Below are 22,718 nucleotides of genomic sequence, written 5' to 3' on the forward strand. Positions count from 1 at the left end.
CTACACTAAATATTTTACTCCACGAAGCATTTCTCTTTTCCCTGGCGGTCCAGGTAAACGTTCTACCTCAAAACCTACTGCTTGCATTGCACGTCGTACACTTCCTTTTGCTGAATAGGTAACTAATACTCCATCAGGTTTTAAAGCAGCGAACATAATTTTAAAAATATCCTCTGTCCATAAGTCGGGTTGCACTCTTGCTCCAAAAGCATCAAAGTAAATTAAATCGAAACAATTCTCATCAGTAATTTCGGTAAAAAACTGTTTGCGTTTAGTTAATGAGAAATTAGGAGTGATTTTGTGTTGTTCTTCCCAAGAAACTTCGTGTATTTTTTCAAATAATATTTGTTTATTTTCAGCTTCTAATTCACTTACATAATTTAGTTTTTCAACCTCTTCTTTTGCTACTGGGTATGCCTCCACTCCAACATAATCAACTTTTTTATCAGCTTCTAAAAGTGTGATAAAGCAATTAAGTCCTGTGCCAAATCCGATTTCTAAAATTGAAATATTTTCAACATCAACATACTTCAATCCGTTTTTGATAAACACATGATACGCTTCTTGTATAGCTCCATGCTTAGAATGATATTGTTCATTCCATTCAGGTAAATGAATGGTGGTAGAACCATCGGACGTTATGATAATTTCTCGTTTTATAACTAAACTATTTAATTAATAATTTTTTAATTCTTGGAATTGGTCCTGTACAGGTAGTTTGGTGACATGCTATACAACTATTAATTGTCTTGTTGAAGTTTTCTTTTAAAGAATCTTTAGCCCCTGTATATACTTGTTGCATGTTTTGTATATATAATTTTGAAAAAGCTTCAAAACTTGCATTTCTATCAGCTGGATCAGTTAAAACTGCATTATGAATATTCAGGTAGGTCTCTGGAAAATCACCTATTGATTCTCCTTCTAGAATCTTATTTTTAATTGTCATATTTCCTTCATACATAGCATTCATTAAAGCTGCCATTTCTGAAGATTGATACATGATTAATTCTTCTTTAGGTTGCTTTAGTTCTTTTTTACAGAAAAAAAACAATAAAGACATTAATAAAACACCAAATACACTTCTCATTATTTCTTCATCAATACTCCATCTGCTTCAAAAGCATAGGTATATTTTGGTTCTGTAATTTGTGCTATTTCTTCTTCTGATTTCCCTGCATCTTTAGCATAGTGCTGTAACTCATCAACAGAAATCTCAGTAACAAAAGCCTTGCCGTTTACTACAACTTCTTTACTATCTGCATTCAAAGGCATAAAAAAACCATAATCTTTAAAGCGCACCATTGACTCTTTCTCTTCACCTAAATCTAGCTTCATCCAACATCCTTTTTTCTTACATACTTCATTTATTGTTGAAGCATATTTTATATTAAGGGTGTCTCCTGCTTTTAAGTTTTCGTATTTAACACGCATTTCATCAGCTGATATTGCTTCTTCATTAGTTATTGCTTCTCCAAAAGACATGTACTCTACTTTCACCTCTTTTTCACTAGTTTTAACGTCCTTTTTTTCTGTTTTACAAGAAGTGAGCACAACACTTCCTACTAGAGCAATCATCAATAGTCTTTTCATTATCAAAAGATTAAATTTAAACATATAACAAAGATAGCTATAATTGTTTAAGTCAACTAGCTAAGACATTAATATACCTCCAGTTTTTGTATCTTCGTAGCACTTCTAAAACAACAACACAATGAATATTGATATTGAGCTTATACAAGAATCAAAAATAGACAAGGTAGATTTTAACAACTTAGCATTTGGAAAGGTTTTTTCTGATCATATGTTGGTTTGTGATTTTGCCGATGGCGAATGGAAAACCCCTAAAATAATGCCTTACGGTCCTTTATCGTTTGAGCCTTCTGCTAGAGTTTTTCATTATGGACAAGCTGTTTTTGAAGGTATGAAAGCTTATAAAGACGATAATGATGATGTCTTTTTATTTCGTCCTGATGAAAACTTTCATAGACTTAATAAATCGGGAGAACGTTTAGCAATGCCTCCCGTACCTGAAGAAGTTTTTATTGAAGGTTTAAAAAAATTACTTAAAATTGATAATACTTGGATAAAAAAAGGAATGGGTAATTCTTTATACATCCGTCCGTTTATCATTGCTTCAGAAGGAGCTATTTCTGCTTCACCCGCAGAAGAATATAAATTCATCATTATTTGCTCTCCAGCACAATCGTACTACGCTGGTGAGGTTCGTGTTATTTTCGCAGAAAAATATAGTCGTTCTGCTGATGGTGGTGTCGGATTTGCTAAAGCTGCCGGTAACTACGCAGCACAATTTTACCCAACAAGTTTAGCTCATAAAGAAGGCTATCAACAAATAGTATGGACAGATGCCAACACACACGAGTATCTTGAAGAAGCAGGTACTATGAATGTGTTTTTTAGAATAGGAAATAAACTTATTACAGCACCTACAAACGATAGAATTTTAGATGGTATCACTCGTAAGTCTATCATTCAACTTGCCAAAGATTATAATATTGAGGTAGAAATACGAAGAGTTTCGGTTGCTGAAATTAAAGAAGCTGCTAGAGATGGTGAATTAAAAGAAATTTTTGGTTCTGGTACTGCCGCTGTTATTAATCCTATAAAAGGGTTTAAGCATCAAAATGAGACTTTTGAATTACCTGACTTAAATGATTCATACGCTTCTTTCTTTAAAGATAAACTACTTAAAATTCAGTATAACATCCTGGAAGACAAGCATAGCTGGAGAGTTAAAATTTAATTATTTGGTTAAAAAAAGCTATATTAGTAATCAAAATTGAGTTTTTTCACCCAAAAAACCCCAGAAAAATGAAAAACATTGTATTAGCATTATTATCAATAGGAGTAGGTTTTACTGTGGCTACTTTTGGACTTAAAAGCTATTCAAACTCTATTTCAGGAAACAGCAATAATATAGTAGTAACTAAAAAAACAGATACTCCTAAAGAAGAAGTACATACCTCTTCTAAAGAAGAGAAACCAGTTGAAGTTACCAAATCTCCTGAAGAGGAGTTAACAGTTGAAGAAAACACTTTTCCTACAACCTCTGTAGCTGTAAAAGATATTCAAAAAAGTTTTGACAATTGGGAAGCCTATACAAAAGAAAACATTGATTTAATGTCAACATTTATTCCATTAGATGAGAAGAGTGTTAAAATAGAAAAAGGAATATTTTTAACCTTACTACGTACGGGTGCATATATTCCAGTTAAATCAGAAAAAGAAGGCAAAGTACAATATCAATTAACTAATATTGAAGATTCGGCTGATCCTAAAATAAAAAAATCTATTACCAGTAAAGCTTCTATTGCTCATCAGTATTTTAGAATGGAAGGTAAAAAACTTCCTGAATATAGTTTTATTGATTTAGATGGAAAAACACACAACAAAGCCGACACTAAGGGTAAATTACTTGTTCTTAAATGCTGGTTTATTACTTGTAAAGTATGTGTTGAAGAATTTCCTGAACTAAATGAATTAGTTGATAAATATAAAGACGACAATATAGAGTTTGTTAGTTTGGCTTTTGATAAAAAAGATGAATTAATTGAGTTTTTAAAAACTAAAGAGTTTAAATACCCTACAATTCCTGAGCAAAAAGAATATATGGCTAAGAAATTGAAGGTAAAACAATATCCTACACATTTAATTGTGGACTCTAACGGGGTTATCATTAAAATGGTAAATAACGTTAAAACCCTTACTTCTGAACTGGAAAGGATTATGGGTAAATAAAAAAAAAGCTCCTTTTTCGGAGCTTTTTTTATTTATCTAATACTTCTTTAATATTAGGACTAAAATAATTAGGCCCTTTTAACACCTTACCATCTTCACGATAAATAGGTTTACCGTCTTCTCCTAATTTACTCATATTACTTCGTTGAATTTCATTAAACACTTCTTCTATTTTGTGTTGCATTCCGTGTTCAATAATAGTACCACATAAAATATACAACATATCTCCTAAAGCATCAGCTACCTCTACTAAATCGTTATTCTGAGCTGCTTCTAAGTATTCTTCATTTTCTTCTTTCATTAAATTGTAACGAAGTAAATTTCGTTCTTCACCTATATTAGCTGTTGGTTCATTTTTTATTCCCAATCCAAATGCGGTATGAAATTCGTGTACTGCTGCGATTCTTTTCTTCATTATTATTTTATTGTATTTGTAATTCTGTTTTTACTGTGTTAAAATTAAAACCATCCCAATCTTCAATATGACTTTTAATTCCTTCTGCCTTAAAATCTGATAAATTCTTATTTCTAATTCCTAAAAAATGAATATCTAAATTTTTAGCTGTTCTTAAATCCCAAATACCGTCTCCAACCGAAATGATATTTTTAAACTCTTGAACTTGAAAATAGTTTTTCGCCTTGTTAATTGCTGAATTTACTATTTCCTCTCTAGTAAACAAACTATTAGAAGCTTCGACTAAAGTTGGGACAAAGTTTATCTTTGCTTGCTCTAATTTAATCAATGCTGGTTGCAATAGAGAACCTGTAGCAAAGCAAATAGCATAATCGGTCTCCTTCATAAAAAAATCAACTATTTTTTTCGCTCCATTAATTTCTTTTGTTCTAGAAAAGGTTAGCATTGATTCCGTCATTTTTTCTTCAAATTTTGGAATAAAAGAAAAACTAAAACTCCTATTCAGATTAGCTTCATAGTTCTTCTTCAAAATATAACTATCGGTCATGTTTTTATAGCTCTTCCAATCTTGATTGATATTGACAATACCAAAGCTCTTCATCGCGTTCACGTATGCTGTTTGATGTTGATTTTCGCTTTTAGTTAATGTATCATCAATATCAAATACAATTAAATTTTCCTTTTTCATTTAAGTTCTATTTTTAATATTCTTGCTAGCACTACTTTGAGCATCCTGTCTATAAGCCTCCATCGTTTGGAAATATAAGCTACTCATTTTTCTTTTTATTATTGAATAAATTTGTTGAAAGGCTTTTTCTAAAGAAACTATCAAAAATAATAGCTGTTTTAGTTTTCTTCATTCTAAAATCATTCTTTAACTTTGCTAAAAATACAATTTTATGTTCATACTAATCGCTGCTAAAATGTTTACAACTGGCAGAATCATTTTTGCAAGTTTATTTGTTATAGCTTTTATCGTTTTGATGTATTTTAGCTATAAAAAAGATGCTGAAAACAACAAAAAGCATTATCAAAATGGAGCTTTGTATGTTGCTATAGGACTAGCAGTGGTTATTGCTCTTTTGTTTTTATCAAAACTACTAACAAAGTAGCTTTTTTAATTCATAGATTCTACTTTACTTAACTTTCCGTGGTCTAGAACAGTAAATCCATTTTCGTCAAAATAGTATGAAGGAACGTATTTTTTATCTATTTCTAAATTAGAAAAATCATACGATGAAATCTGATATACTTTTTGTCCGAAAGATTCTTCGTGATACTGTACTAAAACATAAAGTTTACCATCCATTTTTTCTATTTCTTTATTAGAATACTTTCTTAATGGACTTCCTTCATCTATTTCATGAACAATTGTCCAAACTGTAGGTAAATACATTATTTTATCTCGCTCTAACTTTAGTTGGTAGAACTTCCTTTTATACTCTCCCTCCTTATCTTTTTCAGATATTGACAAAGTAACTGACACTTCTGGCTCAATCATAACTGTTTTACGACGATTCATTAACCGGAACATTAGCGCTCTATCTTCTTTAAAATCTCTAAGGATTAAGTTTTCACTAAAACGAATTGATGCTTTTGCTTTTGAAAAACGACCGTACAACAAACCTGTAATAAAAGAAAAGCTAAGCAACCCAACCATTGCTTCAAAAGCCGCAATAGTGTTGGCTGCAATTCCTTTAGGAGCCATACCTCCATAACCAACAGTTGTTAAAGTTTGAGCACTAAAAAAGAATCCATTTAAAAAATCACCTATAAAATCTCCTTGAGTAGTAGTTACCTGTTCTATACCTATTAACATATATACTATTCCAAAAAGAATATTTAATAAAGTATACCCTGCTATAATAAACACAAAAAACTGCCACCAAGCTAGCTCAATAAAAAATGTATATAAATCATCTGCGCTAAACCTTCTATTCGCATGAATTACGTTTGATGTACCGTCTTTATTAACGATTGTTTGTGCATTTTTTTGCGAATTATATCCAAACCCTGGGTCTTTAACCTTTCTTGCCATACCTAATAATTTAACAACCTAAAAATACAAAACCGATTCTTTGCAGAATCGGTTTTGAGTTATTTTCATAATTCCAATTAAACTACTTAGTTTTTAATTGGTAAGAAATTATAGTTTTTAGCATAGAAATTCATTTGCTCTTCAAAAGTTTCTGGTTGCTTAATTTTAATATCAGTGATATTTCCTTCTGCATCCATTACTGGTTCTAATACTGGATTCACAAATCCGCTATAAGGTGCATCTTTAAACTTTTCGTTACGATCCAACACTTCTTTATGTAAGTCTTGATCAACTTTAACTCCGTACCCCTCTACTAACGCTTTGGCAGCTTCAAAATCTCCTTCAGACTTAATTCTTTGTGCTTCTTTTAATAAACGTCCAAAGATTTCACGAAGCTTGTTATAATCATTAATATTATAATAAGTTTTACCATCTCTAGTAATTTTTTCAATCACATTGTCTTTTGCTCCTTGCTCAAAAGCCCAAGCCGATACCCACTGACGGTTTACCATGTGATCCTCCTCAATATCATCTCCTAAACTAATTCTCACTAATTGAGTCATTAACCCATTTCTAATATATCCGTCATAAGCAGCTTTTCCTACTTTTTCCCAATCATCAACCAAACCTAATTCTTGTAATTTTGGATCCATTAAATAATATAATCCTACTAAATCTGCTCTACCTTCTTCCATAGTAGATGCATAATTTTTTAATGTTTCTTTAGGTTGACCAACTCCATCGTTAATTACACCGGAAGCGTGACCGATTACCTCATGTAATGCAGTGTGTAGTTTATCAGCTAACTTACCATATTTAATCTCTAAATCAATCTCTTCCTGATCGTTTGCAAACTCTTTTAAACGCCCCGTTCCGCCTGCATTGTTATATGACCCTATAATGTTACCTAACGATACAGACTTAGAACCATGCTGTTGACGAATCCAGTTGTTATTTGGTAAGTTTACTCCAATTGGCGTACTTGGAGATGCATCTCCTGCCTCACCTGCTACATTCACTGTTTTATATGAAACCCCTACTACATTTTTCTTTTTATGAGATGGATCTAATGTTGAATTATCTTCAAACCATTGTGCATTATCTGATAATACTTTCATCTTTTTAGACATATCAAAGTCTTTGATTTGCACAATTGTTTCATATGAACCTCTATATCCTTTAGGATCATTATAAACTTCTATAAATCCGTTAATCCAATCAATATTTCCTTCAGTAGATTCAACCCAAGCAATAGCATATTGATCCCAAGTATCTAAACTCCCTGTTTTATAATATTCAATTAAAAAACCTAAAGCTTTTGCTTGTTTTTCATTTTCTGCTACTTCTTTCGCTTTTTCTAACCAGTAAATGATTTTATCAATTGCTTGTCCATATAAACCTCCTGACTTCCATACTTTTTCTACAAGTTTCCCATCCTCTCTAACTAATTTAGAGTTCAAACCTGCTTCAATAGGTTGCCCTTTTGGTCCTTTATATGCTGTAGCATAAAAGTCTTCTACATCTTTACTTGTAATGTCTGCTCCATAAAAATTTACTGCTGATGCCAACACATTATCAACTCCAGCTTTTTTATTTACCTTTTTAACATCATTATCATTAAATATAACCTCTAGTGCTTCAGCTGATAATTCTGTATTGGTTTCTTTTAACAACGATTCAAAGTACTCTTTTGAAAACTCTGGCTTTAATTTATCGTTTGAGTAATGATGGTGGATACCATTTGAAAACCATACTCTTTTTAAATACGTTGTAAACGCTTTAAACTCTTCACTTTCTTTATCTCCTTTAAAATTGTTGTTGATGTTTTCTAAAGCAGCTCTAATTTCAAGATTGTGTCGATAGTTTTGATCCCACATAATGTCACGCCCAGACAAACCAGCTTGTGTTAAATAATACACTAACTTTTTTTCTTTCAGTGTTAATTCATCAAATCCTGGAATTTGGTAACGTAATACTTTTATATCTGCGAACTGTTCAACAACATATTCAAAATCTTTTGCCTTTTTTTCTGCCACTTTAGGCTCTTTTTTAGTATCCACACCACAAGAAGTTAACACTCCTGCTGCAGCTACTATACAAAGCATCTGTTTTAGTTTCATTTAGGTTATTTTTAATTATTTTTTTCGAAGGCTAAAATTACAAAAATTAAACTTCATGATATCTGAAGCAATCTGTAGTATGGTCATTAACCATTCCTGTTGCCTGCATATGTGCATAAATTACCGTTGAACCTACAAATTTAAACCCTCGTTTTTTTAAATCTTTTGAAATTGCATCTGAAAGTTCTGTAGTTGCAGGTACTTCTTCTCTTTTTGCAAACTTATTTTTAATAGGATTACCATCTACAAAACTCCATATATACTTTGAAAAAGACCCGAACTCTTCTTGCACTTTCATAAACAATTGCGCATTTGTTATCGTCGCTTTTATCTTCAGTTTATTTCTAATAATCCCTTCATCTTGCAATAACTCTTCGTACTTATCTTCAGAATAATTGGCTATTTTTTGATAATCAAAATTATCAAATGCCTTCCTAAAATTTTCTCTCTTTTTTAAAATGGTAATCCAACTTAATCCTGCTTGGAATGTCTCTAATATTAAAAATTCAAATAGTTTATCGTCATCATATACAGGCACTCCCCACTCAGTATCGTGGTATTCAATATATAACGGATCATCACTAACCCAAAAACATCTTTGCTTCATTTCTTTATATTTTATTTTCGAAAATTACTGTTAAACAAGTTAAAAATCAATGAAAAACGGAATATTTTTTGCAACTTTATATGTAGAAAATTCTCTGATTATGAAAACATTAAAACAACTTATATATATCATCTTCATTGGAGCTATGCTTTGGGCTTGTAGTTCTACTCCCTTAAAAAACACTACAAATACAAAAGAAGAGCCTGTAGTAATAGCCAATGATAGTTTAGAATATGAAATTATAATAATCGATCCTGGTTTTACCACCTATTTAAACACTATTGCCAAACCTGAAGGTTTTTATTCTCAAACTTATTTAGAGAACAAAAATCGACTGTATGTAACCACTTGGAATTATAGAGCTAATAATCCTTTACAATTCAATTCTAACATATACGAAAATGTAATTGACTATAGTCCTCATATAGACTACGGATATGAAGTGAACTATAAACTCTTTAATTATTTTGAGTTTGCTCAACGTAAATATCGAATGAACTTAGGTATAGGAGCAAATAGATATAGTAGGTAATTTTACTAAAATGCATCTTTTTAAAAAATGTATATTTGTTCTCAAAAAAATTAACCGTATTACATGAAGTTTTTAAGAAACCTACTAGCCTCTATTCTTGGCTTTTTTATCGCTATTTTTTTACTTTTTATATTTTTTATTGCCATTGCTTCTATAATAGGAGCTGAAGAAAAAGTAGTTATAAAATCAAACTCCGTTTTAGAGTTAGATTTATCAACCCCAGTAAAAGATTATGCACCTAAAGAAGATAACCCTATTGCTGAAGCTTTAGAATTAACCGACGAAAAATTAGCTTTAAATAAAATTATCAATGCTATTGAAAATGCTAAAACTGACGAAAGAATAAAAGGAATCAGTATTAAATCTACATATATAAATGCGGGAATTGCACAAACACAAGCTATTCGAAACAAAATAGAAGAGTTCAAAGAGAGTGGTAAGTTCGTATATGCATATAACGATATATACACACAGAAGAACTACTATCTAAGCTCTGTTGCAGACAGCCTATTTTTAAATCCTATAGGAGCTATTGATTTTAGAGGTTTATCTACCGAAATTTTATATTTCAAAGACTTTGAAGATAAGTATGGTATTAAAATGGAGGTAATTCGCCATGGAAAATACAAAAGCGCAGTAGAACCATTCTTACAAAATGAAATGAGCGAAGCCAATCGCGAGCAAACTTCTTCTTTTTTAAAATCTATTTGGTCTGAAATTACCGAAGACATTAGTAAAAGTAGAAATATTTCAATTGAAAAACTAAATGCTATTGCTGACAATTCAGGAAGTAGAAATGCTGAGTTATCAAAAGAAAATAATCTAATTGATGCTTCTATTTACAAAGATGAGTACAAGAAAAAATTAGATCATATTTCAAATGGAAAAACCAATACAATATCTCTTGAAGACTATATAAGTTCAGGTAAAGGAAGAATTTCTTCTACCTCAAAAAACAAGATTGCCGTTATTTATGCGCAAGGAGATATTATGTATGGTGAAGGAAATGAAAATTATATCGGTCAGGGAATCATTAATAAAGCCATTACAAAAGCTAGAGAAGACAAAAGTGTAAAAGCTATTGTACTTCGCGTAAATTCTCCTGGAGGTAGTGCCTTAGCCTCTGAGTTAATATGGCGTGAATTAGAATTAACTAAAAAAGAAAAACCTATAGTGGTTTCTATGGGTAATTATGCTGCCTCAGGAGGCTACTACATTGCTTGTAATGCTAATAAAATTATCGCAGAACCAACTACTATTACAGGATCTATCGGGGTTTTTGGAGCCATCCCGAACTTCAGTCAATTCACTGATAACATAGGTATTAACGCAGAGCGAGTTTCAACCAATAATAGTCCTTTTTATAGTGTTTTCGAACCAATGGACAAAAAGTTTTACGATGTTACAAAAGAAGGAATTGAGCAAGTGTATACTACTTTTGTTAATCGTGTTTCTGCTGGACGTAATATGAGCTTTGAACAAGTAAACGAAATTGCACAAGGTAGAGTTTGGACTGGTAAAGAAGCTATTGAAAAAGGCTTAGTTGACCAATTAGGAAGCTTAGACGATGCTATTAAAGTTGCTGCTGAATTAGCCGAAGTGGAAGATTATAGAGTTCGTAACTATCCTAATTATAAAACCGATTTAAAAGAAGCTTTAAAATTATCTCCTTTTTCAAAAGTATCAAAAGAAGAAGTACTTAAGGAAGCTTTAGGTAACGAAAATTATCAACTATACTACAATTTACAAAAGATGAAGAATTTAAAAGGAATTCAAGCTAGAATCCCTTTCATATTTCAAATAAAATAGCTCAAAAAAAAGCCTCGACAATGTCGAGGCTTTTTTTTTATAACTTAGCTATAGTTCTTCTTATAAACCGAAGCTTTCTTTTACTTTAGAGACATAATCTAATTTTTCCCAAGTAAATAATTCTACGTCAAGAGTTATACTTTCTCCATTAGGCTGTGTAAATGTTTTAGACACAACCTCATTAGTTCTTCCCATATGACCATATGCTGCTGTTTCGCTATACATTGGGTTACGTAACTTTAAACGACTTTCAATAGCATGTGGACGCATATCAAAAATTTCAGAAACCTTTTGAGCAATCTCTCCATCGGTCAAATCAACTTTTGATGTACCGTAGGTGTCTACAAAAATTCCCATTGGCTCTACTACTCCAATTGCATACGACACCTGTACTAGCACCTCATCTGCAACACCAGCAGCTACTAAGTTTTTAGCTATATGACGTGTTGCATACGCAGCACTCCTATCAACCTTACTTGGATCTTTCCCTGAAAATGCTCCACCTCCGTGCGCGCCTTTTCCTCCGTAGGTATCAACAATAATCTTACGCCCTGTTAATCCAGTGTCTCCATGAGGTCCACCAATTACAAATTTCCCTGTTGGATTGATATGATACTTGATATCATCATTAAACAACGCTTGAATTTCTGGAGTTAACTGTGCTTTTACTCTAGGAATTAAAATCTCAACAATATCTTTTCTAATTTTTGCTAACATTGTTTCATCATCAGCAAAATCATCATGCTGTGTAGATACAACAATTGCTTCAATACGTTGTGGTACATTATCATCAGAATACTCAATGGTTACCTGACTTTTAGCATCTGGACGTAAATAAGTAATTTCCTTATTCTCTCTACGTATTACTGCTAATTCTTTTAAAATTATGTGCGATAAATCTAACGCTAACGGCATATAATGTTCCGTTTCATTAGTAGCATACCCAAACATCATACCTTGGTCTCCTGCACCTTGCTCTTCTTTAGATGCTCTATCTACCCCACGGTTAATATCGTCTGATTGTTCATGAATTGCAGATAATACTCCACAAGAATTCCCATCAAACATATATTCACCTTTGGTATACCCAATTTTATTAATTACTTCACGGGCAATCTTTTGTACATCTAAGTAAGTCGAAGACTTTACTTCTCCTGCCAATACAACCTGACCGGTAGTTACAAGGGTTTCACAAGCTACTTTCGATTCAGAATCAAATGCTAAAAAATTATCTATTAAAGCATCAGAAATTTGATCTGCTACTTTATCTGGATGTCCTTCAGAAACACTTTCCGAAGTAAAAAAATATGACATAAAAACTTCTTTTTAAATTAACTAAAAGAAAAACTTGGATTGCTAAGTCGCTAAAAGGAGTAGAAAATTACTGCTTTAGCATTTTTATTCTGAACTTTTGTTCAATGAGGTTGCAATCAGTCAAATTTTTCCTCAAAAAAATATTCGGCAAAGTTATAGATTATTTTACACACATAAAAACAAACTTACAAGTAAATAGAAAGTATTGATAATATGATAATAAAAAGTAATTTTCCTAAAATTGTATTGGAAAAATATTTGATTACATTTGTATCCTATTACATAAGACACTAACTTATATTAAAATAAAATAAAATGGCATTAGAAATTACAGATGCTTCTTTTGAAGAAGTAGTATTAAAGTCTGACAAACCAGTATTAGTAGACTTTTGGGCAGCATGGTGTGGACCTTGTAGAATGGTATCTCCTATTGTTGATGAAATCAGTAGCGAGTATGAAGGAAAAGCTGTTATCGGTAAGGTAGACGTTGACGCAAACCAAGAATTTGCTGCAAAATATGGTGTAAGAAACATCCCTACTGTATTAATTTTCAAAAACGGTGAGGTAGTTGACAAGCAAGTAGGTGCTGCTCCTAAAAAAGCATATACAGATAAAATTGACGCTGCTTTATAAAAATATATTCATTGATATTACACAAAAGGTTTGGCTATCGCTAAACCTTTTTTTATTTTCGGAATTATATGATTGATCTGAAAAGTACATCTTCACAAATAAACAACCTTGAATTACTTGCCAAACAAGTAGTCGAGGGTTTTATTACAGGAATGCATAAAAGCCCGTTTCATGGGTTTTCGGTTGAATTTTCTGAACACAAGCTATACAATAAAGGTGAAAGCACTCGCCATATTGACTGGAAACTATTTGCTAAAACCGAAAAACTATACACCAAAAAGTACGAAGAAGAAACCAACCTTCGATGTCATATAATTATCGATAATTCAGCTTCCATGCATTACCCTGTTAGTAAAAATCAATCAATCAATCACCTAAACAAAATAGGGTTTTCAGCAATAGCCTCGGCTGCTTTGATGGATATTTTAAAACGACAACGCGATGCAGTAGGATTAAGTATTTATTCAGACACCTATGAATATTGCGCTCCCGAAAAAGGAAGTGAGCGCCATCGTAAAATGTTATTGAATCAATTAGAGCTATTATTAAACTCTAACTCTACTGCCAATACAGAAACTTATCAATATTTACATGAAATAGCAGAAAAGATTCATAGACGATCTTTGATTTTCTTATTTACCGATATGTTTCAAACTTCAAAAAATGAAGAAGAACTTTTTAATGCTTTACGACATTTAAAATTTAATAAACATGAAGTAATTTTGTTTCATACCTACGATAAAAAAACAGAATTTTTATTTGATTTTGACAATACTCCTAAAAAATTTATAGATGTTGAAACTGGTGAAGAAATAAATTTATATGCCGAAAATGTACAGCAAAAATACCAAGAATTAAGCGCTATTTTCTTCAACAACTTAAAAAACAAATGCTTACAATACAAGATAGATTATGTTCCGGTAGACATAAATGAAGGTTATGATAAAGTGCTTACCTCTTATCTTATCAGTAGACAGAATTTTTTATAAAATAACTCTTTTTTATTTAAAAAAAGGTTATATATTTGCATCCGCTTAGAGCAACGGTCTGGTAGTTCAGCTGGTTAGAATACATGCCTGTCACGCATGGGGTCGCGGGTTCGAGTCCCGTCCAGACCGCTAAAGTTTCTCTAAAAAATACAACATATTGCTTCAAGCAACGGTCTGGTAGTTCAGCTGGTTAGAATACATGCCTGTCACGCATGGGGTCGCGGGTTCGAGTCCCGTCCAGACCGCAAAAAGCTTCTCAAAAATTGAGAAGCTTTTTTCTTTTTTACATTTTTTCAAAAAAAAGTTTGGTTTAGTTAAATTTATTTCTAAGATTTGTCCCGTACAAAGAACACAAATACAATGATGTTACAAAACGTATGGCAAGGTTTCTATTTTTACTTTTACTTTTTTAGTAAGAGACGAGACTTTGTATCATATTGTTAACCTAACAAAAAATAATATATCCAATCAAAGTCTCGAATTTATCGAGGCTTTTTTTTTTGATTCAAAATGAAGAAAATAGCCATTCAAGGAATACAAGGAAGCAACCACCATATTGTTGCAAACAACTATTACGGAGAAAACATCGACCTAGACGAATGTTTATCTTTTGATGTACTAGTTGATAGCCTTTTAAACTCAAGAAGTGAGCAAGCTATTATGGCGTTAGAAAACACCATCGCAGGCTCAATCATCCCCAATTATGCCCTAATCGACAAGTATAATTTGCACATTTCTGGTGAGTATTACCTACCTATACACCATCATTTAATGGCGTTACCAAATCAACAAATTGAAGACATTACTGAAGTTTGCTCACACCCAATGGCATTATTACAGTGTAAAGAATTTTTCAAACAACATAATCATATAAAGCTGGTTGAAGATGTTGATACCTCAGCAGTGGCAAAAAGAATAGCTGAACAACAACTAAAAGGAGTTGCGGCTATTGCACCAAAAATGGCGGCTGATATTTTTAAATTATCAATTATTGAAGATGAAATTCAAACAATTAAGAATAATGCAACTCGCTTTGTATTTCTTCAGACAAGCCTTCCTAAAAATGGTAAAAGCGAAATTAACAAAGCTTCATTAAGGTTTGAATTAGACCATAAAAGAGGAAGCTTAGCTGCGGTGCTAAATGTAATGAGCGATTGTAAATTAAACCTTACCAAAATACAATCGTTACCCAAAATTGAAACACCATGGAAGTATGCTTTTTTTGTTGATGTAACTTTTGAAGCATACAAAGATTACGAAAAAGCAAAAGCCATTCTACAAATCATGGCAGAAGATTTTAAAATATTAGGCGAATACAAAAACGGAAGATTATGATACAGTTTGCCAATCGTTTACAAACCGTAAAAGAATACTACTTCTCTAAAAAATTACAAGAAGTACGTCAATTAATTTCAGAAGGAAAACCAATTATAAACATTGGTATTGGTAGTCCTGATTTACTACCTCCAACGTCAGTGTTAAAAGCTATTCAAGATAGCTTACAAGATAATGGAGCACATAGTTATCAAAGCTATCAAGGGTTACCAGAGTTTAGACAAGCTGTTTCAAATTTTTATCAAAACAACTATAAAGTTACCATAAACCCTGCTAACGAAGTACTTCCTTTAATGGGAAGTAAAGAGGGAATAATGCATATTTCATTGGCTTTTTTAAATGAAGGTGACCAGGTGTTAATCCCTAATCCAGGGTACCCAACTTATAGCTCAGTAACCAATTTATTAGGTGGAAAACCTGTTTTTTACGATTTAGAAGAAGCTACTAACTGGCAACCTAATTTTGAAGCTTTAGAAAAACTTGATACCTCAAGAATAAAGTTGATGTGGGTAAATTACCCGCATATGCCAACGGGTGCCGATGCCACCAAAGAAACTTTTCAAAAGTTGATTAACTTTGGGAAGAAGCACAATATTGTTATTGTAAATGACAATCCGTATAGCTTTATATTAAATGAACACCCTCAAAGTATTCTACAAATTGAAGGCGCAAAAGATATTGCTCTAGAATTAAACTCGGTAAGTAAATCTTTTAACATGGCGGGATGGCGCGTAGGAATGTTATTAGGAAAGTCTGAATTCTTAACTGAAGTTTTAAAAGTAAAAACTCAAATGGATTCTGGTATGTTTTACGGGATTCAAAAAGGAGCAACAAAAGCTTTAGAGTTAGACAAAGATTGGTTTACCCAACTAAACCGCTCTTATAAAAAGCGACAAAAATTAATTTTTAAGCTAGCAGAAAAGTTAGGATGTACCTACGATAAAAACACCTCAGGAATGTTTGTTTGGTGCAAACTTCCAAAAGGGAAAACATCTGAAGAGATGATTGATGATTTGTTATACAACAAACACATTTTTGCTGCTCCAGGAACCATTTTTGGCAGTCAAGGTGAAGGTTACATTCGCTTTTCATTATGCGTTCCAGAAGAAAAAATTAACGAAGCAATAGCTAGAATATGAAAAAAGAACTCAATTTGATAAAAACCTATATAGAAGGGTATAACTCTTTTAATGTAGACAAAATGCTTTCAGTTTTAAATAAAAGCATTGTTTTTGAGAATTACACTAACAATTCATTGACTTTAAAACTCGATGGAATAAACCCATTTAAAGAACAAGCTGAGAAAGTGCTATTATTTTTTTCAGAAAGAAAACAAGAAATAGAAGAAATTATCACAAAAGAAGAATACTATGAAGTTCATCTTAAATATACAGCAACATTAAAAGTTGACTTATCTGAAGAACTTAAAAAAGGAAATCAATTAAACCTAAAAGGTAAGAGTATTTTCTTCTTTCAGAACGATACAATAACTAAAATAGAAGATTACAGTTAATATGAACATATTTATTATAGGCTTAGGATTAATCGGCGGAAGTTTTGCCCTAGATATTCAGCAAGCATTTAAAAATGCTACTATCTATGGAATTGATTCCAACGAAGAGCATAGTAATCTTGCTTTAGAAAGAGGGATTATTCATCAAAAAGCAACATTTTCAGAACTGTCAAATGCTGATATAGTTATTATTGCCACTCCTGTAGATATTTCACTAGAGGTGATTTTGAAAACGTTAGATAGTATCTCTGATGATTGTTTGGTTTTTGATGTAGGTTCGACTAAAGAACTGATTTGTGATGCCGTTAAAAATCATCCTAAAAGAAGAAATTTTTTAGCAACACACCCTATTGCTGGAACGGAATTTTCAGGACCTAATGCGGCTTTGACAAATTTATTTAGAAGTAAAACCAATATTATTTGTGAGGTAGAAAAAACAGCTTTCAAATTACAAGAAAAGGCGTTAGATATTTTTTCAAAATTAGGAATGCGTATTCGGTATATGGATTCAAAATCACACGACAAGCATATTGCCTATGTATCACATTTATCACACATCAGCTCTTTTATGCTAGGTAAGACAGTCATCGAAAAAGAGAAAAACGAACGTGACATTTTTGATATGGCTGGTAGTGGATTTGCTTCTACTGTGCGTTTAGCAAAAAGTTCGCCAGCCATGTGGACACCTATTTTTAAACAAAATAAAGAAAATGTTGTGGAGTCTTTGAATGAATACATCACTAACTTACAACAATTCAAAACATTATTAGAAAAAGATGATTTTCCAGAAATATACACTGAAATGGAAAACACCAATCATATAAAACAAATTTTAAACGGAATTTTAGAGGCAGTACCTCAACAATAAAGACATTAAAATGGAAAACACAAAAGAATTAAGAACATGGTTAGATGCCTTCGGATTAGGGCATCCTTTAGTAATAGCAGGACCTTGTAGTGCTGAAACAGAAGAACAAGTGTTACGAATTGCACACGAACTAAAAGACACAGACGCTACTGTATTAAGAGCTGGTATTTGGAAACCTCGCACAAGACCTGGGAATTTTGAAGGCGTAGGTGCTCTAGGACTAAAATGGTTACAAAAAGCCAAACAAGAAACAGGAATGCTAATTGCTACCGAAGTTGCCAATAAAGATCATGTACAATTAGCATTAGAACATGATGTAGATATTTTATGGATTGGTGCTCGTACCACTGTAAGTCCTTTTATCGTTCAAGAAATTGCAGATGCTTTAGACGGAACAGATAAAATTGTTTTGGTAAAAAACCCTGTAAATCCAGATTTACCTTTATGGTTAGGTGCTATAGAACGTTTGTACTCAAAAAACATAAAAAAACTAGGAGTTATTCATCGAGGTTTCTCAACTTATGAAAAAACCCGATACAGAAATAATCCAGAATGGCAAATTCCTATCGAATTACAAAACCGTTTCCCTGATTTACCATTAATTTGCGACCCATCACACATTGCTGGTCGTCGTGATATCATTTTTGACATTTGTCAAACAGCTTTAGACTTAAATTTTGATGGATTAATGGTTGAAACACATTATGACCCAGACAATGCTTGGAGTGATGCTACTCAACAAATTACTCCAAAAACATTAATTCAAATGATGGTAGACTTAAAAGTTAGAAAAGCCACTGATACCGAAGCGGATTACCGAAATGCATTGAATACTTTACGTACTCAAATTGATGTAGTTGATCATCAATTAATTGAAATGTTAGGTAAACGTATGAAAATAGCTGATGCTATTGGTGAATTGAAAAAAGAGAAAAACGTAGCTATTTTACAAACCAAACGATGGAACGAAATCTTAGGCAAAATGATTTTAGAAGGTCAAGATAGAGGATTGAGTGAAGAATTTGTGCTTAAGATGTTTAAGGCAATACACCAAGAAAGTATCAACCATCAAGAAAAAATTATTAACTCATAAAGAAAGCGCCAGTAGGCGCTTTCTTTTTATTCTATTTATTGTATTTTCATTCTACCAAACTTTAAATAAATGAAATCTATTCATACAATTGATGATGTGATAAACATCTTACAAGACATCATTAACGAGTCTATAGAAAACAAAAGTCCGCTAGGATATTTCGCAGCTTTATATCAAAAAGTAACAATCAAAGTAAAAGAAGGTATACAAAACAACTATTTTGATGATAATCAACGAATGGAAAAACTAGATATAATCTTTGCTAAAAGATATATAGATGCTTATTACAACTACAAAAATAATACACCTATCACTTCTTCTTGGGAAAAAGCTTTTAGCATAGCTAATAAATATTGGTATATCGTTTTGCAGCATTTGTTAGTTGGTATGAATGCACATATTAATTTAGATTTAGGAATTGCAGCAGCAGAAGTTTCTAAAGGGCAAAACATTCAAAATTTACACGACGATTTCAATAAAATAAATGAAATTTTATCCTCTTTAGTTAACGATGTTCAAGATGATTTATCAAAGGTATATCCTTTTTTAAAGAAAATTCTTATCTGGACTAAAAATGTTGACGATTTTTTAATTGACTTTAGCATGGAATTAGCAAGAGATGGTGCCTGGGATTTTGCTGTTGAATTAGCCAATACACCTGCTAGTGATTTTGACAATGCTATAGAAAAGAGAGACATTAAAATAACTAAAAAAGCAGGTTTAGTTATTTCTCCAGGTTTTATCCCTCGATTAATTTTTATGTTTATTAGAGTTTCAGAAAAAGGAACAGTAGCTCAGAAAATTAAAGATTTAACAGATTAAACAATACTAAAACATTCAATTTTTATTCTCATCTTTGTTTTATGACAGGAACGGTTTATAAATCTACAGGAAGTTGGTATTGGGTAAAGTCTAAAGGCGAACTATATATGTGTCGTATTAAAGGGAAATTCCGTCTTAAAGGAATCAAAAGTACAAACCCTATATCTGTAGGTGATATTGTTGACTTTTCATTAGAAACCAAAAACGATGAAGAAACAGGTTTGATTACCAATATTCACGAACGAAAAAATTTTATTGTTCGTAAATCGGTTAACTTATCAAAACAAACTCATGTAATTGCTTCTAATATCGATCAGGTATTTCTATTAATTACGATTGACAACCCTCCTACGTTTACCACATTTATCGATCGTTTTTTGGTAACTGCTGAAGCCTATTCAATCAAAACTATTTTAGTTTTTAATAAAATTGATTCGTATGAAATTGAGCAGCGTGCCGAAATTATGTATCTAAAAGATATTTATGAAGCCATCGGTTACGAATGTGTAGAAGTTTCTGCTACTGAAAACATCAATATAGATAAAATTAAAAATTTGATGACAGGCAAAGTAAGTATGTTTGCAGGTCACTCGGGAGTTGGTAAAACTACTTTAGTCAACGCCATTGAACCTTCTTTAGATTTAAAAACCAAAGAAATTTCTGAACAACACAAACAAGGACAACATACCACTACGTTTGCCGAAATGTTCGATTTAAGTTTTGATGCTCGTATCATTGACACTCCAGGAATTAAAGGATTTGGAGTGGTTGATATGGACAAAGATGAACTAGGTGATTATTTCCCTGAATTTTTTGCTTTAAAACAAGACTGTAAATTCAACAATTGTATTCACGTAAATGAACCGCAGTGTGCTGTTAAAGAAGCCTTAGAAAATGAAGAGATTGCTTGGTCTCGATATAAAAGCTACTTGCAAATCATGGAAGGTGAAGACGAACATTATCGAACTGATATTTGGGAATAATTTCAACAGTATTCAAATAATCTAAAAATTCAATCATCTTAATAATATGAAAGCCGTAATTCAACGTGTTTCTAAAGCAAGTGTTACTATTGAAGGAGAAAAAGTTGCGAATATTCAAAACGGAATATTAGTCTTATTAGGAATTATAGACGAAGATGTTCAAGAAGATATTGCTTGGTTAACTAAAAAAATAGCAAATCTTCGTATTTTTAATGATGAAGGAGGCGTAATGAACAAATCATTACTTGACATTAACGGAGAAGCAATTGTAGTAAGTCAGTTTACTTTACATGCTTCTACCAAAAAGGGAAATCGACCTAGCTATATTAAAGCAGCAAAACCTGACGTTGCTGTTCCATTATACGAAAATTTCGTTCAACAATTTGAAACTGATTTAGGTAAAAAAGTTCAAACTGGTGAGTTTGGAGCAGATATGAAAGTAGAATTGTTAAATGACGGACCTGTAACCATTATTATTGATACCAAAGACAAAGTGTAATTGCAATTTATTGATGTTCATACCCATACTTCATCTACTCAAAAAGATGTCTTTTCAATAGAAAACAAATATCCAAATTCTAAAGATTTTAGTAAGCCTTTTTCTATTGGAATTCATCCATGGTATATTTCAGAAGATTCTTTGCAAAATGATTTGGCAACTGTTGAGAAACTAGTAATCTCTGAAAATTGTTATGCTTTAGGCGAATGTGGTTTAGATAGAATATCAGCTACTGGTTTTTCTCTTCAACTGGAAGTTTTTAAACAACAAATCCAACTCTCTGAAAAATATAACAAACCTTTAATTATTCATTGTGTAAAGGCTTTTCAAGAGATTATTCAATTAAAAAAAGAAATCAAACCAAAACAACCTTGGATTGTTCACGGATTCAATAAAAATTACCAAATTGCGCTCGATTTGATACAACATCAAATATGTATATCCTTCGGAGAAAGTTTATTGAAAAATAAGAAGCTACAAGAAACATTCTTAAAACTTCCCTTAGACTTTCTTTTTTTGGAGACAGATACCTCTGAAGAGAGTATTAAGAACATATACAAAACTGCTAGCGAATTAAGGAAAATCGAAAAACAAATAATTATAAAAACTGTAAAACAAAATTTTAGTAGAATTTTTAAAAGATGAGTTGGTTAGAGCGTACTGAGTTATTAACTCAAAAAGAAGGTTTAGAAAAAATTAAAAAAGCCAATGTTTTAGTAGTTGGATTAGGTGGAGTTGGATCGTTTGCAGCAGAATTTATTGCACGTGCAGGAGTAAACAAAATGACAATTGTTGATGGTGATGTCTTTGACAAAACAAATATAAATCGTCAATTACCAGCATTACATAGCACCATAGGAAAGTCGAAAGCACAAATATTAGCTAATAGACTTAAAGACATCAATCCAGATATTGAATTGACTGTTTTAGAAGAATTTTTATCACCAGAAAGAGCATTTGAACTTGTAACTCCAGATTACGATTACGTGTTGGATTGTATTGATAGTATTACACCAAAAATTAACCTTATTGTTGCAGCACGTAGAAAAAAAGTAAAAATAATTAGCTCAATGGGAGCTGGTGGTAAATTAGATGCTTCAAAAGTAACTGTTAAAGACATTAGCAAAACTAAGCACTGCAAAATGGCAAGAACCTTACGAAAGCGTTTAAAAGAATTAAAAGTAGATAAAGGTGTAAGAGCTGTATATTCAGAAGAAATTCAAATTGCTGAAAGTTTAAAACTAACTGATGGAAGCAACTATAAAAAATCATATTACGGAACTATAAGTTATATGCCTGCCGCATTTGGATTACAAGCTGCTTCGTATGTTATTAATAAAATCTTAACTAAAAAATAAATTCCCGGGAAATTATTTTAATTACATTTGCCAC

The 22,718-nt window shown here is 31.9% G+C and carries 26 protein-coding genes and 2 tRNA genes; 19 read left to right on the plus strand and 9 right to left on the minus strand.

Features of this window, described 5'->3' with window-relative positions; genetic code table 11:
* From mnmD to DFQ07_RS02970, 3 genes are read right to left on the minus strand one after another with little or no spacing between them, the layout of a single operon-like run.
* Positions 1–660 carry a tRNA (5-methylaminomethyl-2-thiouridine)(34)-methyltransferase MnmD gene (mnmD, locus tag DFQ07_RS02960; protein ID WP_133534782.1) on the minus strand — a complete coding sequence of 220 codons (660 nt, stop codon included), beginning with the start codon at positions 658–660 and terminating at the stop codon, positions 1–3.
* 7 nt (positions 661–667) lie between these two features.
* A complete protein-coding gene (locus DFQ07_RS02965; RefSeq protein ID WP_243743919.1) occupies positions 668–1,087 on the minus strand; it encodes an acetolactate decarboxylase in 420 nt (139 codons plus the stop codon).
* Positions 1,087–1,590 (minus strand): DUF4920 domain-containing protein, encoded by a 504-nt coding sequence (locus DFQ07_RS02970; RefSeq protein WP_133534784.1) that lies wholly within the window; start codon positions 1,588–1,590, stop codon positions 1,087–1,089. The genes DFQ07_RS02965 and DFQ07_RS02970 overlap by 1 nt, the downstream gene beginning before the upstream one ends.
* 121 nt (positions 1,591–1,711) lie before the next feature.
* Between DFQ07_RS02970 and DFQ07_RS02975 the strand changes: the two genes are divergently transcribed.
* The gene (locus DFQ07_RS02975) at positions 1,712–2,761 is read left to right on the plus strand and encodes a branched-chain amino acid aminotransferase (RefSeq protein ID WP_133534785.1); all 1,050 of its coding nucleotides are present in this window, start codon (positions 1,712–1,714) and stop codon (positions 2,759–2,761) included.
* A 68-nt stretch (positions 2,762–2,829) separates the two neighbouring features.
* Complete coding sequence (locus DFQ07_RS02980) at positions 2,830–3,756, plus strand: TlpA family protein disulfide reductase (RefSeq protein ID WP_133534786.1); 927 nt, start codon at positions 2,830–2,832, stop codon at positions 3,754–3,756.
* Positions 3,757–3,784: 28 nt separating this feature from the next.
* Here the strand turns inward: DFQ07_RS02980 and DFQ07_RS02985 are convergent, their stop codons facing one another.
* Both DFQ07_RS02985 and DFQ07_RS02990 read right to left on the minus strand, forming a co-directional pair.
* The gene (locus DFQ07_RS02985) at positions 3,785–4,171 is read right to left on the minus strand and encodes a pyrophosphohydrolase domain-containing protein (RefSeq protein WP_133534787.1); all 387 of its coding nucleotides are present in this window, start codon (positions 4,169–4,171) and stop codon (positions 3,785–3,787) included.
* 7 nt (positions 4,172–4,178) lie between these two features.
* Positions 4,179–4,859, minus strand: a complete 681-nt coding sequence (locus DFQ07_RS02990) for an HAD family hydrolase (protein ID WP_133534788.1) — start codon at positions 4,857–4,859, stop codon at positions 4,179–4,181.
* 211 nt (positions 4,860–5,070) lie between these two features.
* Here DFQ07_RS02990 and DFQ07_RS02995 point away from each other — a divergent pair, with 211 nt between their 5' ends.
* Complete coding sequence (locus DFQ07_RS02995) at positions 5,071–5,283, plus strand: hypothetical protein (RefSeq protein WP_243743920.1); 213 nt, start codon at positions 5,071–5,073, stop codon at positions 5,281–5,283.
* A gap of 5 nt (positions 5,284–5,288) precedes the next feature.
* Here the strand turns inward: DFQ07_RS02995 and DFQ07_RS03000 are convergent, their stop codons facing one another.
* From DFQ07_RS03000 to DFQ07_RS03010, 3 genes are all read right to left on the minus strand, one after another.
* Positions 5,289–6,209: an ion channel gene (locus DFQ07_RS03000; RefSeq protein ID WP_133534789.1), complete on the minus strand. Its 921-nt coding sequence runs from the start codon at positions 6,207–6,209 to the stop codon at positions 5,289–5,291.
* 86 nt (positions 6,210–6,295) lie between these two features.
* Positions 6,296–8,329: a dipeptidyl-peptidase 3 family protein gene (locus DFQ07_RS03005; RefSeq protein ID WP_133534790.1), complete on the minus strand. Its 2,034-nt coding sequence runs from the start codon at positions 8,327–8,329 to the stop codon at positions 6,296–6,298.
* 46 nt (positions 8,330–8,375) lie between these two features.
* Entirely contained in the window at positions 8,376–8,936 is a 561-nt protein-coding gene (locus DFQ07_RS03010; RefSeq protein ID WP_133534791.1) for a DNA-3-methyladenine glycosylase I, read from the minus strand.
* 100 nt (positions 8,937–9,036) lie between these two features.
* On the opposite strand from DFQ07_RS03010, the gene DFQ07_RS03015 reads away from it, so the two are divergent.
* Together DFQ07_RS03015 and sppA are read left to right on the plus strand one after the other, a co-directional pair.
* Positions 9,037–9,468 (plus strand): DUF6146 family protein, encoded by a 432-nt coding sequence (locus DFQ07_RS03015; RefSeq protein ID WP_133534792.1) that lies wholly within the window; start codon positions 9,037–9,039, stop codon positions 9,466–9,468.
* Between the two features lie 63 nt (positions 9,469–9,531).
* Positions 9,532–11,277, plus strand: a complete 1,746-nt coding sequence (sppA, locus tag DFQ07_RS03020; RefSeq protein ID WP_133534793.1) for a signal peptide peptidase SppA — start codon at positions 9,532–9,534, stop codon at positions 11,275–11,277.
* Positions 11,278–11,337: 60 nt separating this feature from the next.
* Here the strand turns inward: sppA and metK are convergent, their stop codons facing one another.
* On the minus strand, positions 11,338–12,591 hold the full coding sequence (gene metK, locus DFQ07_RS03025) for a methionine adenosyltransferase (protein ID WP_133534794.1): 1,254 nt from the start codon (positions 12,589–12,591) through the stop codon (positions 11,338–11,340).
* A 315-nt stretch (positions 12,592–12,906) separates the two neighbouring features.
* Here metK and trxA point away from each other — a divergent pair, with 315 nt between their 5' ends.
* The 14 genes from trxA (at position 12,907) to DFQ07_RS03095 (ending at position 22,684) form a co-directional block, all read left to right on the plus strand.
* Positions 12,907–13,224: a thioredoxin gene (trxA, locus tag DFQ07_RS03030; RefSeq protein WP_133534795.1), complete on the plus strand. Its 318-nt coding sequence runs from the start codon at positions 12,907–12,909 to the stop codon at positions 13,222–13,224.
* 68 nt (positions 13,225–13,292) lie between these two features.
* Entirely contained in the window at positions 13,293–14,213 is a 921-nt protein-coding gene (locus tag DFQ07_RS03035) for a DUF58 domain-containing protein (protein WP_133534796.1), read from the plus strand.
* Between the two features lie 55 nt (positions 14,214–14,268).
* Positions 14,269–14,342 (plus strand) — tRNA-Asp (locus DFQ07_RS03040).
* 42 nt (positions 14,343–14,384) lie between these two features.
* Positions 14,385–14,458: transfer RNA gene (locus DFQ07_RS03045), tRNA-Asp, on the plus strand.
* Between the two features lie 265 nt (positions 14,459–14,723).
* The gene (locus tag DFQ07_RS03050; protein WP_133534797.1) at positions 14,724–15,548 is read left to right on the plus strand and encodes a prephenate dehydratase; all 825 of its coding nucleotides are present in this window, start codon (positions 14,724–14,726) and stop codon (positions 15,546–15,548) included.
* Complete coding sequence (locus tag DFQ07_RS03055) at positions 15,545–16,687, plus strand: pyridoxal phosphate-dependent aminotransferase (RefSeq protein WP_133534798.1); 1,143 nt, start codon at positions 15,545–15,547, stop codon at positions 16,685–16,687. The genes DFQ07_RS03050 and DFQ07_RS03055 overlap by 4 nt, the downstream gene beginning before the upstream one ends.
* Entirely contained in the window at positions 16,684–17,061 is a 378-nt protein-coding gene (locus DFQ07_RS03060; protein WP_133534799.1) for a nuclear transport factor 2 family protein, read from the plus strand. Before DFQ07_RS03055 ends, DFQ07_RS03060 begins: the two co-directional genes overlap by 4 nt.
* Before the next feature lies 1 nt (position 17,062).
* The gene (locus tag DFQ07_RS03065) at positions 17,063–17,929 is read left to right on the plus strand and encodes a prephenate dehydrogenase (RefSeq protein ID WP_133534800.1); all 867 of its coding nucleotides are present in this window, start codon (positions 17,063–17,065) and stop codon (positions 17,927–17,929) included.
* A 10-nt stretch (positions 17,930–17,939) separates the two neighbouring features.
* Positions 17,940–19,022, plus strand: coding sequence for a bifunctional 3-deoxy-7-phosphoheptulonate synthase/chorismate mutase type II (locus DFQ07_RS03070; RefSeq protein WP_133534801.1), 1,083 nt, complete (start codon positions 17,940–17,942; stop codon positions 19,020–19,022).
* Between the two features lie 69 nt (positions 19,023–19,091).
* Positions 19,092–19,844 carry a DUF5995 family protein gene (locus tag DFQ07_RS03075; protein WP_133534802.1) on the plus strand — a complete coding sequence of 251 codons (753 nt, stop codon included), beginning with the start codon at positions 19,092–19,094 and terminating at the stop codon, positions 19,842–19,844.
* A gap of 41 nt (positions 19,845–19,885) precedes the next feature.
* Positions 19,886–20,827 carry a ribosome small subunit-dependent GTPase A gene (gene rsgA / locus DFQ07_RS03080; RefSeq protein ID WP_133534803.1) on the plus strand — a complete coding sequence of 314 codons (942 nt, stop codon included), beginning with the start codon at positions 19,886–19,888 and terminating at the stop codon, positions 20,825–20,827.
* Positions 20,828–20,873: 46 nt separating this feature from the next.
* Positions 20,874–21,326, plus strand: coding sequence for a D-aminoacyl-tRNA deacylase (gene dtd / locus DFQ07_RS03085; protein WP_133534804.1), 453 nt, complete (start codon positions 20,874–20,876; stop codon positions 21,324–21,326).
* Positions 21,327–21,971: a TatD family hydrolase gene (locus DFQ07_RS03090; protein ID WP_133534805.1), complete on the plus strand. Its 645-nt coding sequence runs from the start codon at positions 21,327–21,329 to the stop codon at positions 21,969–21,971.
* The gene (locus DFQ07_RS03095; protein WP_133534806.1) at positions 21,968–22,684 is read left to right on the plus strand and encodes a tRNA threonylcarbamoyladenosine dehydratase; all 717 of its coding nucleotides are present in this window, start codon (positions 21,968–21,970) and stop codon (positions 22,682–22,684) included. Before DFQ07_RS03090 ends, DFQ07_RS03095 begins: the two co-directional genes overlap by 4 nt.
* The last annotated feature ends 34 nt before the right edge of the window (positions 22,685–22,718 follow it).

Source organism: Tenacibaculum caenipelagi (assembly GCF_004363005.1).
Taxonomy (GTDB): Bacteria; Bacteroidota; Bacteroidia; order Flavobacteriales; family Flavobacteriaceae; genus Polaribacter; species Polaribacter caenipelagi.